The sequence below is a fragment of the Bradyrhizobium stylosanthis genome (genome assembly GCF_001641335.1).
Taxonomy (GTDB): Bacteria; Pseudomonadota; Alphaproteobacteria; order Rhizobiales; family Xanthobacteraceae; genus Bradyrhizobium; species Bradyrhizobium stylosanthis.
The window spans coordinates 335,917-348,896 of sequence record NZ_LVEM01000001.1; the positions used below are offsets into that span (position 1 = coordinate 335,917).

Here is a 12,980-nt window from a genome sequence, read left to right on the forward strand (position 1 = left end):
TCTTCGTTAACCATATCGCGCCGGGGGTTAATGAAGGGTTGCCGGCGGGCGCCGGGCGGGAGGCTCAGGTGCCGAACTGCTCGCGCAGAATGCGCTCTTCCAGGCTGTGGCCGGGGTCGAACAGCATCCGCATCGAGATGCTCTTGTCCGAGAGCACCTCGACACGCCGGACCCTGCGCACTTCCTCGTGGTCGGCGACCGCCGCGACCGGGCGCTTGTCGTCTTCCAGCACCTCGATCACGACGTAGGCGGTGTTGGGCAGCAGGGCGCCGCGCCAGCGCCGCGGACGGAAGGCGCTGATCGGCGTCAGCGCCAGCAGCGCCGCGTTGATCGGCAGGATCGGGCCCTGCGCCGACAGATTGTAGGCGGTCGAGCCGGCCGGCGTCGCCACGATGATGCCGTCGGCGATCAGCTCGGGCATGCGCTCGCGCTCGTCGATCAGGATCCGCAGGCGCGCCGCCTGGGAGGTCTGGCGGAACAGATAGACCTCGTTGATGGCGTGGTGCAGGTGCACGCGGTCGTTGACGTCGGTCGCGCGCATCAGGAGCGGATTGATCTCGGATTCATGCGCGGTTTCGAGCCGCGCGCGCAGATCGTGCGCCGAATACTCGTTCATCAGGAAGCCCACCGTGCCGCGGTGCATGCCGTAGATCGGCTTTCCCGTGCGCATGTGGTGGTGCAGCGTCTGGAGCATCAGCCCGTCGCCGCCGAGCGCGACCACGACGTCGGCCTCGTCGGGATTGCAATTGCCATATTGCGCGGTGAGCTGGTTGAAGGCGGTCTGTGCCTCGCTGCTCGGGCTGGCAACGAAGGCGATCCGGTCGTATCGCGATGGCTTGGTCATGGCTGGTCGGGCAGGCCCGCTGGCTCGAGAAAGTTCCGCCGGGCTCGTCTATACGAGGTCGCCCTCCATTGTCGAGGATGACCGCCCGTCAAGGCAAACGACCGGCCGCCCGATCCGGGGGAAACCGGGGCGTTTCCAGCCCGATCGGCCTCGTTCGGCACCGTCGGGCCTCTGATCCCCCAAACCGTCGCAATTTCGCGCTACCCTTTCGGCCTCACCGGCTGTCACGGCCGGGCAGGGAGGACGAACATGGTCACGAGCTTGCCGGCACTGCGACGAACGGGGATGGTGCTGGCTGTATCCGCGATCGCGTTTGCCGGCTTTGCGCGTGCGGACGATCCGCCGCAGCCGCGCTCCGAGACAGCGGCGCCGGCCGGGCAGAAGGGCGGGCGCGGCAGTGGCGCGCAGAATTCGTCGGCGTCCGAGCCGCACCGCCTGCCGCCGGATTCCACCACCAGGCAGACGCTCGATCTGCCCGGCCGCTCCCTCAACTTCGCCGCGACCGCAGGCTCGATCCGCGTGTTCGACGGCAAGGGCGAGCCGCTGGCCGATATCGCCTACACGTCCTACGAGCTCGACGGTGCCGACCGCGCGACGCGCCCGGTGACCTTCCTGTTCAACGGCGGACCCGGTGCGTCCTCGGCCTGGCTGCAGTTCGGCGCCGTGGGCCCGTGGCGGCTGCCGCTCGATGGCGAGGCTCTCTCGCCCTCGGCATCGCCCGAGGTGAAGCCGAACGCGGAGACCTGGCTCGACTTCACCGACCTCGTCTTCATCGATCCCGTCAGCACCGGCTATAGCCGCTTCGTCGCGAGCGGCGAGGACGCGCGCAAGTCCTTCTACTCGGTCGACGGCGACGTCAATTCGATCGCGCTGGTGATCCGCCGCTGGCTCGAGAAGCATGATCGCCTGGTCTCGCCGAAATACGTGGCGGGCGAGAGCTATGGCGGCATTCGCGGGCCGAAGGTGGTGCGCCAGCTGCAGCTCCAGCACGGCGTCGGCGTCAGGGGATTGATCCTGGTGTCGCCGCTGCTCGACTTCCGCGAGTTCACGGGCACCAGCCTCCTGCAGTATGTCGCAACGCTGCCGAGCTACGTGGCGGTGGCGCGCGAAGCCAGGGGGCCGGTCAAGCGCGCCGATCTCGCCGATGTCGAGGCTTACGCGCGCGGCGAATTCCTGGCCGATCTCGTCAAGGGCGAGGCCGACAAGGAGGCGACTACCCGATTGGCGGACAAAGTCGCCGAGCTCACCGGCATCGACCAGGCGGTGAGCCGCAGGCTCGCCGGCCGCTTCGACGTCGGCGAATTCCGCCGCGCCTTCGACCGCAAGAACGGCAAGGTGACGGGACGCTATGACGGCTCGGTGCGCGGCTTCGATCCCTATCCGGATTCAGGCAGTTCGCGGTTCGGCGATCCCTCGGGCGATGCGCTGCAGGCACCGCTGACGAGCGCCGCGGTCGATGTCCTCACGCGCAAGCTGAACTGGCGGCCGGATGGCTCCTATGAGGTCCTGAACGGGAACGTCGAGGGCAACTGGGATTTCGGCCGCGGCATCAACCCGCCGCAATCGGTGTCGGACTTGCGCCAGATCCTCGCCACCGACGCCAGGCTGAACGTGCTGGTCACGCACGGCCTGTTCGATCTCGCCACGCCCTATTTCGGAACGAAGCGGGTGCTCGACCAGCTGCCGGCGTTTGCGAACCAGCGCGTGAAATTCGTGGTCTATCCCGGCGGCCACATGTTCTATTCGCGCGACGGCTCGCGGCAGGCGCTTCGCGGCGAGGTCGAGGCGCTGATCAGGGAGTAGGGCGACGCTTGCGCGGCGGGTACCGGCGCGCGAGCTCGCGGGCCACGACGCTTTCCGGCTTCACGTTTGCGCCGGCAATCCAGATGTCGCTGACCTTGCCGCGCGCGTTGCGGACGCGGCGGACCGGCTCGCCATGGCTGGCATAGCCGGCCGCCGAGACGATCTTGCCGGTATCGCGGCCGGTGACCTCGATCTCGCCGGCATCCATGAACGGATTGTTGAACTGGGGATTGGCGACGAGCACGCGGTTGCCGGCCGGTACGAGATCGCTTGCGCCCCACATCGTCCACCAGCGGCCGGTCCAGTCACGCACGCGGCGATCGGGTGCGCCGCGCGTCCTGAAGACGCGCAGGATCTGCATCGCGCCGTCCATCCAGAACGGCGCGGCGCCATCGAGTGAGTTGCTGAGGATGCTGATCGCGAGGTCGCAGGCGGGAATCGCAGAGGTCCGCGAGATGTAGCCCTGAAAACCGCCGCCATGGCCGAACCAGTCCCAGCCGTCGGTCTTGCCGGCGTTGACGCCCAGGCCGTAATAGGCCTCGAAGCTCTGCGGGATGCGCCAATGGTGCCGCGTCATCTCGCGGCGGCTGGCGATCGACAGCACGCTCTTCTTTGCATTGGGCGCGAGCTGCGCGAAGAAGCGGGCGGTGTCGGCGGCAGTAGCAACGAAGCCTGCGGCGGACGCCATCGCATGCGCGGGGTTGTCGCCCGGGATCACGCAGCGCTCGCCGAGCGGCAGCTTTCGCGTATGGCCGCGCGCGAACAGCGCGCCCCTCGGCAGCGGCGCATTCGGCTCGGTTTCGCGCAAGCCCGCAGGCTCGATGATCTCGCGCTTGATCCAGGCGGAGTAGGGCTCCTTGGTCACGGCTTCGATGACGAGGCCGATCAGGGCAAAACCGTGATTGGAATATTTGAAGCGTGTGCCCGCGTCGATCGCGGTCGGCAGCTTCAGCTCCGCGAGCAACTCCTTGGCGTTGAGATAGGGGCGGCTGTCGATGAACTGGCCGGAATCGGCGCCGTCCCGCGTCAGCCCGGCACTGTGCGAGAGCACCTGCGCGATCGTGGTTTCGGCGACGCGCGGATGCAGGCCGCCGACATATTGACCGACCGTGTCGTCAAGCCGGAGCTTGCGCTGCTCGCGCAGCTTCATGATGCCGGCCGAGGTGAAGCTCTTGGAGTGCGACGCGATGCGGAAGCGGTGGCGCGGGGTGAGCTTCTCGCCGGTGTCGAGATTGGCGAGCCCGAAGGCATGCTCCGCGACGATCTCGCCGCGATGGACGAAGGCGATGATGACGCCGGGCTGCTGGATTGTCGTCTGCTGGAATTCGATCCAGGAGCCGATGTAGTCGATCGCGGATCGCAGCCACGTATCCATTGCGCACCAATTGTGGGGGAGAGGATTCGTGCGCGAAGGCTAGCCGAGAAAGCAGAACCGGCACAACCCCTGGGGTTGTGCCGGTTCGCTTCGTTCTGACGACAGGAGATGACTTAGTAGACGAGCGTCGCGCCGGTCGGCTTGTCGAGCGCTGCGGCAAGCGAGCGATATTCCGAGCTGTCGGTGCCGGCGAGCGAGGCGATCTTGTTCAGATGATACTGCGCCTGTTCGCGGTTGCCCTGCTCGAGCTGCCAGAGGCCGTAATACTGCCAGGTGCGGACGTGGTTCGGATCGTCCTTCAGCGCCAGCTCGTAATAGACCTTCGACGACTGATAGTCGCCGAGCTTGCGATAGGAATAGCCGATCAGGTTCGCGACGTCGGCAACGTCATCGCGCTTGAGCGACTTCAGCTGACCGATCGCGCCGGTGTAGTCGTGGTTGTCGTAGATCGTGGTGTACGCGGTGCGATAGGCCGCAAGGAATTTCGGATCGCTGACGGAAGAGCTCTTCTTCTTGCCCTTCTTGGACGAGGAGGAGTCCGATTTCGGCGGCGAGGACGGCTCGTCACTGCCAGCGGCGTAGGCGCTGGACAGCACCGGAGCAGCCGCCAGCGACACGGCGACAAGGCCCGGCAGCAGAAGCATTGAGAGTTTGCGCATCTAAGTTCTCCCGTATGGAACGTGGCGATCCTACACGATTGCCCGAAGACCGGAACACCCGGGGGACGAAAACATTCCCGCTTCGCACGATCTATTCCCCGAAAGCCGGATGACAAACTTGTCATCCAGATGAACGGAGGCCTGCAACCGGCTTCAGACTGGGTTCAGCGCGCGGCGCCTAGGCTCCCACCTACGATCGAAGGGTTGGCGAGAGGGCGCCGCCTCAAGATCCTTCCAAGAGGAGACCACACCATGCTGAAGACCATTTCCGCAGCCTTGCTCGCAGCCTCCGTGATCGCAGCCCCGGCCTTCGCGGCCGAGGCCGGCAAGACCACAACGACCGCGCCGGTGATCAAGGCGGACCAGAGCCAGACCAAGGCGGCCACCACTGCCGCGAAGCCGGACGCCGGCGTCAAGGCCGACACCAAGGCCGCCGACGTCAAGGCGGATGCCAAGGTCGACACCAAGTCGAAGGCGATGAATGCCAATGCGGCGGTGACGCCCGACGAGCACAAGATCGTGCGCAAGCATCGCCATCACCACAAGCAGGTGTCATCGAAGAAGTCGCCGAAGGCGCAGCCCGACGTCACCAAGCCGGTGACGACCGAGAAGCGCAGCTAAGTCTGATCCCGCGCGGCGGCATCCCTGGCATTGCCCTGCTGCCGCGTGCGGAGTTCAGGCCCGTCCCGCCGTTCGGCGTCTTGCGCGAAAGCGCGAGGTGCCGGCGGCGGGCCGGTGCGTTGTGCAAGCGAATTCCCTTCGCGCTGCCTTGGAGCCAGGCGGTGTTGGAGCTAGAACGTCTCCTGATTGTGGGCGAGCGGAGACCGTGACCGGTGGGGCGATTGGCGAAACGTGCGGCGAAGCCGGCACTGATCCTGGCATTGCCGCTGGCGCTCGCAGCGTGTTTCGGCAGCGGCGGTGATCGTCCCGGCCTGGACGGGACCCAGGCCGGAGGCCCGCAGCCGTTTCCCGACAATTTCCGCAGCGACACGCTGGCCTTGATGCGCGCCTATCTCAACAACCCCGTCGGCGTGCGCGACGCCACCATGTCCGAGCCGGTGCTGCGCGAGATCGGCGGACGGCAGTTCTATGTCGCCTGCCTGCACTTCACGCCACGCGAGAGTGACGGCAGCTACAAGGCCATGCGCGAGCGGGCCGCCGTCTTCGTCAACGGACGGGCCGATCGCGTCCTCGACCGCGCCGGCGAGCTCTGCGCGGGCGCGGTTTACGGTCCCTTTCCGGAACTGGAAAAGATGACGCGGTAGCGCAAAGCCCGCCTTCATCGCCGCCTGCTAGAACGATGCCGGCCGGAGCCGCCGGATCACATTTTGGCGAGCTTTGAACGGGGCGGAATTGCCTTGCGACTAATCGTGACGGCAGGTCTTGCGCAAACGACGAAATTGGTCGGTGCAAGGCAACGTGACGATGTTGCCACCCCGTCACAGTTGCGAACGATCAACGTTCCGGCATCGCCGCGAAGCAACCAAATTCACGCCACGTTGTTTGCTGAGGGTCGATTTTGAAAGAACGGGGATGCACATGAAGACGATTTTGCTGGGCGCAGTCGCCTTGCTTGCGCTGGCCGCGCCGGCCGCAGCGGCGGACATGCAGCCGCGCCCCTACACCAAGGCACCGGCCTATACGCCGCCGCAGGTGATCTACAACTGGACCGGTTTCTACATCGGCGGCCATGTCGGCGGCGCGTTTGCCGGCGACAGCAGCTTCCAGTCGAGCGACGCCCGCTTCCTGGGCGGCGTGCAGGGCGGCTTCGACTACCAGTTCGCGCCCAATTGGGTCGTGGGTATCGAAGCCCAGTACTCCTGGCTGCCGACCAACAATAACGGCGTGACGTTCCCGGCTGGCACCCAGGTGACCTCCAACACCGACCAGCTCGGCTCGGTGACGGGCCGCATCGGCTACACCTGGGGTCCGACGCTGCTCTACGCCAAGGGCGGTTACGCCTGGCGCAACGGCGGCCTCGGCGTCAACGTCGCGGGCGTGCCCACGGGCTTCACCGCGACCGGCAACAACAAGGACGGCTATACCGTCGGCGCCGGCCTCGAATACATGTTCGCGCCGAACTGGTCGGCCAAGGCCGAGTACCAGTACTACAATTTTGGCAGCACGACCTTCACGGCCGGTCCGGCCGACATCGTCGGCGTCCGCGGCCGGGACGACGAGCATACGGTCAAGGTCGGTGTGAACTATCGCTTCGGCTGGGGCGGCCAGCCGGCCTCGCGCTACTGATCCGCCAGCGGGTCCAAAGGCATCGAATATCTGACAAAGGCCGGCTCCCAGCCGGCCTTTCGTTTGGCGGCTCCTTTGCGTCCCGGTCCGCCGTTTGCTTTGCGTGAACCATCTGGCGCGTCATTTGCAAGCAAACATTCCGGCACGCGGTTTCTCACGCGTGTCATGGGGCGGGCGTAAAGCAAAAATAATTTTTGCCGCTTACGGAACTCGCGCTCCGGAACGCGTTATATGACAATTACCGGGCTGGTGGGACGACGGTCATGCGTATCTTGGTGTCGGCGACAGTGCTCTCGTGCTTCCTCACCCTGCCGTGCGCTGCCCAAACAATCCTCAAATCCGAGCCTCTGATGCTGGCACCCTATGAGGTGGCCTTCGTCAAGGACGCCTCGTGTCCGTCCGGCAAGGTGCTGAAGGTGACCGGCGCGATCCGCGGGCTGCACCGCCGCAAGGCCTGCGTGGTGCTGGCTGGCGAGCAGGCTTCGCTGGCGACCGCGACGCCCTGATCTTTCCGGCGTCCGGGCCAGCCTTCAGGAATTCAGCTCGAGCTCCATCCGGGACTGGTGCTCGGCCTCGGCCTTGTTCTTCGCGGGGTCCTCGCCCTGGGCGGCGCGGCACGGCTTGATCTCGTAATCGTTGTCCAGCACTCGGCGCGGCCCATGGCGCTCCTCGTCGGTGCTGACATCCACGACCAGGCCACTCCGCTGCGCGAGTTTCCAGACGTCGGCCTCGTCGGGGTAGGCCTTGCTGATTTGGGCATCGTTGCAGAACAGGGCGTAGGGCATTCTTTCCGCTCCGGGAAAGCCCGTTAACGACTCCGGCGGGCCAGGGGTTCCGGCCCGATGGACGATCACGGGGCCGTGAACGGGCTGCCCGGGCCTTGAGTCGTAAACGAGTCCTGAATCCCTAAAAAAAGAATCCGTGGGACTCTCCGGCTGGAATCAGCGGATGTTTTGGCCCATGACGAGCGACCTCAAAACCTCCTGCGGGCACATGCTCCTGCCGCTGACGCTGGCGCTGTTCAGCGCCTGCGCAGCCAATCTCTGGATGGTTTGGTCCTGGTTGTAGGTGCCCGCGGACGGGCCGGCCTTACTTTTCGGCCGGCGGAGGCGGGGCGACGTCGCGGATGGCCGCGCGGAGCTTTGACAGGGTCGCCGCGCAATATTCCTCGCGCTCGCGTTCGAACCGCTCCTGGTGCTTGCGGAAATTCGCGATCCGGGCCTGCATCTCGGTGCGGAAATCGCTGGCCATGCGAGACGGCGGGACCGGGAGGGGCCGAGGAGGCTCCGGCGGAGGAGGTGTCGGCGTGGGCGGCTCAGCCTCGACCGCAACCGTAACCGCCTGGATGGTCACGATCTCCGTGGTTACCTCGAAAGCAGCAGGCGAGGGCTCCGGCGGATGGAATTCATCCTTCTTGCCGGTGACGGATTGGACGAAGGCCATTGTCTGCGCGATCAGTGCGTCGCGCTCTCTGATCCACTTCATGGGCTAATCCACCCCTTGCTGCGACCATTCCACCAAAGGTCGAGGACCGAATCAAGAAGGTATCCCGCAAGGGATTGCATATTTTTCCCGGTCGCCCGACAGTGGGCGAATGGAAGCCGGGAAAGAAATAGAAGAGTCGGACGACGTGGAAGGCTTGAGACTGGTTCGTGCCTTTCTCTTGTTATCGCCCGACAGACGAGCTGAGGTGATCGCGTTCGCCGAGGAACTGGCCCGTGCTCATGCCGACGCCAAGGAAGGCGAGGGCACGCCGGCGCGGTGAGGGCTATCGCTGGCGCGGATTGACGTTGGGCACGAAGGGCGCCCCGATCACCCGCACGGGCTCCAGGGCGGTGGTCTCGATCGACCCTCTGTCGGCGACCTGCCGCTCCGGCGGCGGTCCGACCACCGGCTCGAGCAGCGCAAGCGTGCCGGCCACGATGGTGCAGCACAGCGTCACTGTCCCCAACAGAACCATGTTTCGATTTTCTTCCCGGATCCTCATGGGCCGAAAACGACCGGCGCGAGCACTTTGTTCCGGCGGGGCTGGCGGCCCGGACGCCGGCGAAAATGCGCCCAAGCTGACGTGAAGCTTACGGGAAGGCGGCAGAAGGTTATTTTTCCGTATGACTACCCGCCTCAACTGGCATCAAATTTTAACGATGACCGGTTCCAATGCACGTTGCTGGGATTATGCCCTGAAAAATCATTGGACGGCTGAGATGAGCTTTTTGAACAATCTGAAGATCGTGTGGAAGGTCGCGTTGATCGTGGCCGTGATGGGCTGCGCCATGATCGCTGTCGCGGGCTTCGGCGCGCGCGAGCTCTCCGCGACCGTCGACGGATTTGGCGAGCTCGCCGCCGCGCAGTCCTCGGCCCTCAACCTGACGCGCGCCCAGCGCCGTGCCGAGACCTATCACGCGGCGCTCTATGCGGTTTTCACCGAGGCGACGGAGGCGGGCAATGCCGGCCGCCTCAAGACCGCGAACCAGAACCGCGCCGAGATCGCCCAGTATCTCGATGCCGCGGAGAAGGACGATCCGTCCCGCTCGAGCCAGATCAAGAGCATCGCAGACCAGCTCAAGGCCGCCTTCACCAGCTGCGATCCGGTGCTCCAGGCGGGCGCGCAGGCGAGCAGCATGGACGAGAACGCCAAGGCTGCCGAACGCGCGCACAAGGAGTGCGATCCGGTGCTGGATGCATCGCTCGCGCGCATCGTCCAGTTCGTGACCGAGACGGCGCAGGCGACGGCCAAGCGCAAGGAAGCCATCATCCGCGATGCCAGGTCTGCGACCTGGACCGTGATGGGCGTCAGCGCCGGCGGCCTCGTGATGGGCATCGCGATCGCGCTGTTCATCGGCTTCAACGCGATGTCGCGGCCGATCGCCCGGCTCAAGCTCGCCATGGAGGGCCTTGCCCGCAACGATCTCAAGATTGACGTGCCCGAGAAGGAGCGCCGCGACGAGATCGGCGACATGGCCAAGACCGTCGAGATCTTCAAGACCAACGGGCTCGAGGTCGAGCGGCTCAAGGCGGCGCAGGCGGAAGCCGAGAAGCAGGCGGCAGAGCAGCGCCGCCGCGACATGGTCAACCTTGCCGACGGCTTCGAGCGGGCGGTCGGCGAGATTATCGAGACGGTCGGCTCGGCGTCCACCGAGCTCGAGGCATCGTCCTCGACGCTGGCCACCACCGCGCATCGCGCACAGGAGCTGACCTCGGTCGTGGTCGCCGCTTCGGGCGAGGCCACCGGCAACGTGCAGTCGGTCGCGACCGCGACGGAAGAGCTGTCCTCGTCCGTGAACGAGATCAGCCGCCAGGTGCAGGAATCGGCGCGGATGGCGGGCGAGGCCGTCACCCAGGCGCGCACCACGACGGAGCGCGTGAGCGAGCTCTCGGTCGCGGCCACGCGCATCGGCGACGTCGTCGAGCTGATCAACACCATTGCCGGCCAGACCAATCTTCTGGCGCTGAACGCCACGATCGAGGCGGCACGCGCCGGCGAGGCCGGCCGCGGCTTCGCGGTCGTCGCCTCCGAAGTGAAGACGCTGGCCGAACAGACCGCGAAGGCGACCGGCGAGATCAGCCTGCAGATTTCCGGCATCCAGACCGCGACGCAGGAATCGGTGAACGCGATCCGCGACATCTCCGCGACGATCGAACGGCTCTCTGAAGTGTCGTCGACCATCGCTGCGGCCGTCGAGGAGCAGGGCGCTGCGACCCAGGAGATCTCGCGCAACGTGCAGCAGGCCGCGCACGGCACCCAGCAGGTCTCCTCGAACATCACCGACGTGCAGCGCGGCGCGGCCGAGACCGGCTCGGCCTCCTCGCAGGTGCTTTCGACCGCCAAGATGCTGGCCACCGACAGCAACCGGTTGAAGGACGAGGTCGGCAAATTCCTGCGCACGGTGCGCGCGGCCTAACGGCGCGCGGCGGCATCCGTCCGCCGCGCTATCGCGCCAGCAGAAATGCCATGGCGACGATGAACAGGACGGCCGTCGCGACGACGGCCGCAGCCGCGCCGGCGGCTATTTTCGCTTTCTCTCGGGTGGTCGTGGAGCGCATCGGGAGCAGACGGGCCGGATGACGCGAGCAGCTTCGCGCGCGATGATGTCGGACGTTGTTCTGCCAGTATAGTCTGGTTGCCTCCCAATTCCGAGTCGCGAGCGGTCCGATGATCCCCAATCGTCCACCGGTGCTGGCCCACGAACGCTTCGTCGCCGACCGCGAGAATTTCGCAGGTCTCGATCTCGCCGCGCGCTTCGAGCGGATCGAGCGGACCAATCTTTGGGGCGCGGCAAGCTCGGTCTCGGGCCTCGGCTCGGAGGATGTCGCCACGAGCGCAATCCGGGAAGCGCTTCCGCCGCTGTTGCAACGGCTCGGTGTACGCTCGCTGCTTGATGCGCCCTGCGGCGATGCCGGCTGGATCGGCCGCATCAAGCTCGATCTCGACTACACCGGCATCGACATCGTGCCGTCGCTGATCGCTGACAACAGCGAGCGCGCGGCGCGCGGTGAGCTTCACGGCCGCTTCCGCCTCGCTGACATCACGCGCGATGCGCTGCCGCCTGCCGATTTGATCCTGTGCCGCGATTGCCTTGTGCATTTGAGTTTCGCCAACATCGCGCACGCCATCGGGAATTTTCGTGCGAGCGGCGCGCGCTTCCTGCTGGTCACGACCTTTCCGGAATGGGACGGCAATGCCGATTGCGAGGACGGCGACTGGCGTGCCCTGAACATGGAGCATGCGCCGTTCAACTGGCCGTCACCGCGCGAGTTGATCAACGAGCGCTGCGAGGAGGGCGAAGGCGGCTGGCGCGACAAGAGCCTTGGGCTGTGGCGGTTGGATCAATTGCCCAACGCGGAAGCCACGTAGCCGCTCGAAACAGGGCGGCAGGCATCCCCGGGCTGACGAGGAGTGTTCAGATGACCGATGCCAGATGCAGCTGCGGCGCGCTCGCGCTCTCGCTTCCGGGGCCGCCCGCTCTGGTCGCGGCCTGTCATTGCACCGACTGCCAGCGACGAACCGGCGCGCCGTTCGGCGTCGGCGCGTTCTATCCAATCGATACCGTCACGATCTCGGGGCGGCCAAAGGAGTTCGTCCGCGACGGCGGCAGCGGCGCCAAGGTCCGCAACTATTTTTGCCCCGACTGCGGTTCAACGGTTTATTGGCGGGCAGACCGGCTGCCGACCATGATCGGCGTTGCCGTCGGTGCGATCGCTGACCCGAAATTTCGTCCGCCCGCGATGTCGGTGTTCGAACAATCCAAACATGCCTGGGTCGAGATCACCGACGCCGAACATTTCGAGCAGGGCAGTGCGGCAAAGGCTTCGCGCTGAATGGCATCGCAGAAGTGGTGCCGGCTGAGGGGATTGAACCCCCGACCTTCGGTTTACAAAACCGCTGCTCTACCGCTGAGCTAAGCCGGCGACGCTGGGAAGCGGGTGGGGCCGGCCTGCGCCGGGCTGTCCGCCCGCGCGCCGCAATATCAGACTTGATCGGAAAGTGCCAGAACCCGCGTGGGCGTTGAGCCGGCACGAAACAGGCGGCCCAAAGGGGCCGCCTGAAACCTTTCAACCGATCGAATAAGGCCTTACTGGCAGATGTGCCGGAGGCCGTCCGCTCCCTTGTACCAGGTCCCGGGCCGGCAAACGATGCCATTGCGGGCTGCGTAGGTATCCCAATTGCCGTACCAGCCCATTCCGCCGCGGTTGTAGCCGCCGGAAGTGTCATAGGCGTAGGAATTGCTCCAGCCTTGGAACGGTGCCGACGCAACTGCTGCCGCGGTGCCGACTGCGGCGCCGGCAACTGCGCCCGCGGTGTTCACCGGCCAGAACCCACTGTCATTGCGGCTTTGCTGCCGATAGGCCGCGTTCCGGTTTTGCCGCTGTTGGCGGCTGGTCGCATAGGGGCTGCCAGCGCCCGTATTCAGGCAGTTAGCGCTGGCGAACATGGATTCGCAGGCGGCCGGATTGGTGATGGCTGATTGACCCATTGCGGGTGCAGCAAGTGCGGATACGGCGATCGCAGCCGCGCCGATCAGTTTCAGGCTCGTCATGGCATCGACTCCAT

16 protein-coding genes and 1 tRNA gene are annotated in these 12,980 nt (G+C 65.8%); 9 read left to right on the top strand and 8 right to left on the bottom strand.

The window, feature by feature from the left end:
- Positions 1-64 precede the first annotated feature (64 nt).
- Positions 65-844, bottom strand: coding sequence for an NAD kinase (locus A7X65_RS01695; protein WP_063682640.1), 780 nt, complete (start codon positions 842-844; stop codon positions 65-67).
- A gap of 249 nt (positions 845-1,093) precedes the next feature.
- Here A7X65_RS01695 and A7X65_RS01700 point away from each other — a divergent pair, with 249 nt between their 5' ends.
- Complete coding sequence (locus tag A7X65_RS01700) at positions 1,094-2,647, top strand: S10 family peptidase (protein WP_063682641.1); 1,554 nt, start codon at positions 1,094-1,096, stop codon at positions 2,645-2,647.
- On the opposite strand, the gene A7X65_RS01705 is transcribed toward A7X65_RS01700, so the two are convergent.
- A complete protein-coding gene (locus tag A7X65_RS01705) occupies positions 2,637-4,022 on the bottom strand; it encodes a serine hydrolase domain-containing protein (protein ID WP_063682642.1) in 1,386 nt (461 codons plus the stop codon). The two genes, A7X65_RS01700 and A7X65_RS01705, sit on opposite strands and share 11 nt — an antisense overlap.
- A gap of 113 nt (positions 4,023-4,135) precedes the next feature.
- The gene (locus tag A7X65_RS01710) at positions 4,136-4,681 is read right to left on the bottom strand and encodes a tetratricopeptide repeat protein (RefSeq protein WP_063682643.1); all 546 of its coding nucleotides are present in this window, start codon (positions 4,679-4,681) and stop codon (positions 4,136-4,138) included.
- A gap of 252 nt (positions 4,682-4,933) precedes the next feature.
- Between A7X65_RS01710 and A7X65_RS42430 the strand changes: the two genes are divergently transcribed.
- The 4 genes from A7X65_RS42430 (at position 4,934) to A7X65_RS43680 (ending at position 7,434) form a co-directional block, all read left to right on the top strand.
- Positions 4,934-5,302: a His-rich protein BRANT gene (locus tag A7X65_RS42430; protein ID WP_063682644.1), complete on the top strand. Its 369-nt coding sequence runs from the start codon at positions 4,934-4,936 to the stop codon at positions 5,300-5,302.
- Positions 5,303-5,514: 212 nt separating this feature from the next.
- Positions 5,515-5,946 carry a hypothetical protein gene (locus A7X65_RS01720; RefSeq protein WP_208608595.1) on the top strand — a complete coding sequence of 144 codons (432 nt, stop codon included), beginning with the start codon at positions 5,515-5,517 and terminating at the stop codon, positions 5,944-5,946.
- 274 nt (positions 5,947-6,220) lie between these two features.
- A complete protein-coding gene (locus A7X65_RS01725) occupies positions 6,221-6,928 on the top strand; it encodes an outer membrane protein (RefSeq protein WP_063684747.1) in 708 nt (235 codons plus the stop codon).
- Between the two features lie 263 nt (positions 6,929-7,191).
- Entirely contained in the window at positions 7,192-7,434 is a 243-nt protein-coding gene (locus A7X65_RS43680; RefSeq protein WP_063682645.1) for a DUF6719 family protein, read from the top strand.
- A 24-nt stretch (positions 7,435-7,458) separates the two neighbouring features.
- Here the strand turns inward: A7X65_RS43680 and A7X65_RS01735 are convergent, their stop codons facing one another.
- A complete protein-coding gene (locus tag A7X65_RS01735) occupies positions 7,459-7,713 on the bottom strand; it encodes a hypothetical protein (protein WP_063682646.1) in 255 nt (84 codons plus the stop codon).
- A gap of 304 nt (positions 7,714-8,017) precedes the next feature.
- Positions 8,018-8,413, bottom strand: coding sequence for a hypothetical protein (locus tag A7X65_RS01740; RefSeq protein WP_063682647.1), 396 nt, complete (start codon positions 8,411-8,413; stop codon positions 8,018-8,020).
- Between the two features lie 109 nt (positions 8,414-8,522).
- On the opposite strand from A7X65_RS01740, the gene A7X65_RS42435 reads away from it, so the two are divergent.
- A complete protein-coding gene (locus A7X65_RS42435) occupies positions 8,523-8,693 on the top strand; it encodes a hypothetical protein (protein WP_167358191.1) in 171 nt (56 codons plus the stop codon).
- A gap of 3 nt (positions 8,694-8,696) precedes the next feature.
- On the opposite strand, the gene A7X65_RS01745 is transcribed toward A7X65_RS42435, so the two are convergent.
- The gene (locus A7X65_RS01745) at positions 8,697-8,888 is read right to left on the bottom strand and encodes a hypothetical protein (protein WP_208608596.1); all 192 of its coding nucleotides are present in this window, start codon (positions 8,886-8,888) and stop codon (positions 8,697-8,699) included.
- A 244-nt stretch (positions 8,889-9,132) separates the two neighbouring features.
- Between A7X65_RS01745 and A7X65_RS01750 the strand changes: the two genes are divergently transcribed.
- The 3 genes from A7X65_RS01750 (at position 9,133) to A7X65_RS01760 (ending at position 12,247) form a co-directional block, all read left to right on the top strand.
- Entirely contained in the window at positions 9,133-10,830 is a 1,698-nt protein-coding gene (locus A7X65_RS01750; protein ID WP_063682649.1) for a methyl-accepting chemotaxis protein, read from the top strand.
- A gap of 251 nt (positions 10,831-11,081) precedes the next feature.
- A complete protein-coding gene (locus tag A7X65_RS01755) occupies positions 11,082-11,783 on the top strand; it encodes a class I SAM-dependent methyltransferase (protein WP_063682650.1) in 702 nt (233 codons plus the stop codon).
- Between the two features lie 50 nt (positions 11,784-11,833).
- Positions 11,834-12,247 (top strand): GFA family protein, encoded by a 414-nt coding sequence (locus tag A7X65_RS01760; protein WP_063682651.1) that lies wholly within the window; start codon positions 11,834-11,836, stop codon positions 12,245-12,247.
- Between the two features lie 15 nt (positions 12,248-12,262).
- Here the strand turns inward: A7X65_RS01760 and A7X65_RS01765 are convergent.
- Together A7X65_RS01765 and A7X65_RS01770 are read right to left on the bottom strand one after the other, a co-directional pair.
- A tRNA-Thr gene (locus tag A7X65_RS01765) sits at positions 12,263-12,337 on the bottom strand.
- A 164-nt stretch (positions 12,338-12,501) separates the two neighbouring features.
- Entirely contained in the window at positions 12,502-12,966 is a 465-nt protein-coding gene (locus A7X65_RS01770; RefSeq protein ID WP_063682652.1) for a hypothetical protein, read from the bottom strand.
- Between the last annotated feature and the right edge of the window lie 14 nt (positions 12,967-12,980).

What these genes read in the sequence shown, in the direction of transcription:
- A7X65_RS42430 (WP_063682644.1), top strand. Translation starts at nt 4,934, where the DNA reads ATGCTGAAGACCATTTCCGCAGCCTTGCTCGCAGCCTCCGTGATCGCA.
- A7X65_RS01705 (WP_063682642.1), bottom strand. Translation starts at nt 4,022, where the DNA reads ATGGATACGTGGCTGCGATCCGCGATCGACTACATCGGCTCCTGGATC.
- A7X65_RS01745 (WP_208608596.1), bottom strand. Translation starts at nt 8,888, where the DNA reads ATGGTTCTGTTGGGGACAGTGACGCTGTGCTGCACCATCGTGGCCGGC.
- A7X65_RS01725 (WP_063684747.1), top strand. Translation starts at nt 6,221, where the DNA reads ATGAAGACGATTTTGCTGGGCGCAGTCGCCTTGCTTGCGCTGGCCGCG.
- A7X65_RS01770 (WP_063682652.1), bottom strand. Translation starts at nt 12,966, where the DNA reads ATGACGAGCCTGAAACTGATCGGCGCGGCTGCGATCGCCGTATCCGCA.
- A7X65_RS01750 (WP_063682649.1), top strand. Translation starts at nt 9,133, where the DNA reads ATGAGCTTTTTGAACAATCTGAAGATCGTGTGGAAGGTCGCGTTGATC.
- A7X65_RS43680 (WP_063682645.1), top strand. Translation starts at nt 7,192, where the DNA reads ATGCGTATCTTGGTGTCGGCGACAGTGCTCTCGTGCTTCCTCACCCTG.
- A7X65_RS01735 (WP_063682646.1), bottom strand. Translation starts at nt 7,713, where the DNA reads ATGCCCTACGCCCTGTTCTGCAACGATGCCCAAATCAGCAAGGCCTAC.
- A7X65_RS42435 (WP_167358191.1), top strand. Translation starts at nt 8,523, where the DNA reads ATGGAAGCCGGGAAAGAAATAGAAGAGTCGGACGACGTGGAAGGCTTG.
- A7X65_RS01760 (WP_063682651.1), top strand. Translation starts at nt 11,834, where the DNA reads ATGACCGATGCCAGATGCAGCTGCGGCGCGCTCGCGCTCTCGCTTCCG.
- A7X65_RS01755 (WP_063682650.1), top strand. Translation starts at nt 11,082, where the DNA reads ATGATCCCCAATCGTCCACCGGTGCTGGCCCACGAACGCTTCGTCGCC.
- A7X65_RS01695 (WP_063682640.1), bottom strand. Translation starts at nt 844, where the DNA reads ATGACCAAGCCATCGCGATACGACCGGATCGCCTTCGTTGCCAGCCCG.
- A7X65_RS01740 (WP_063682647.1), bottom strand. Translation starts at nt 8,413, where the DNA reads ATGAAGTGGATCAGAGAGCGCGACGCACTGATCGCGCAGACAATGGCC.
- A7X65_RS01710 (WP_063682643.1), bottom strand. Translation starts at nt 4,681, where the DNA reads ATGCGCAAACTCTCAATGCTTCTGCTGCCGGGCCTTGTCGCCGTGTCG.
- A7X65_RS01700 (WP_063682641.1), top strand. Translation starts at nt 1,094, where the DNA reads ATGGTCACGAGCTTGCCGGCACTGCGACGAACGGGGATGGTGCTGGCT.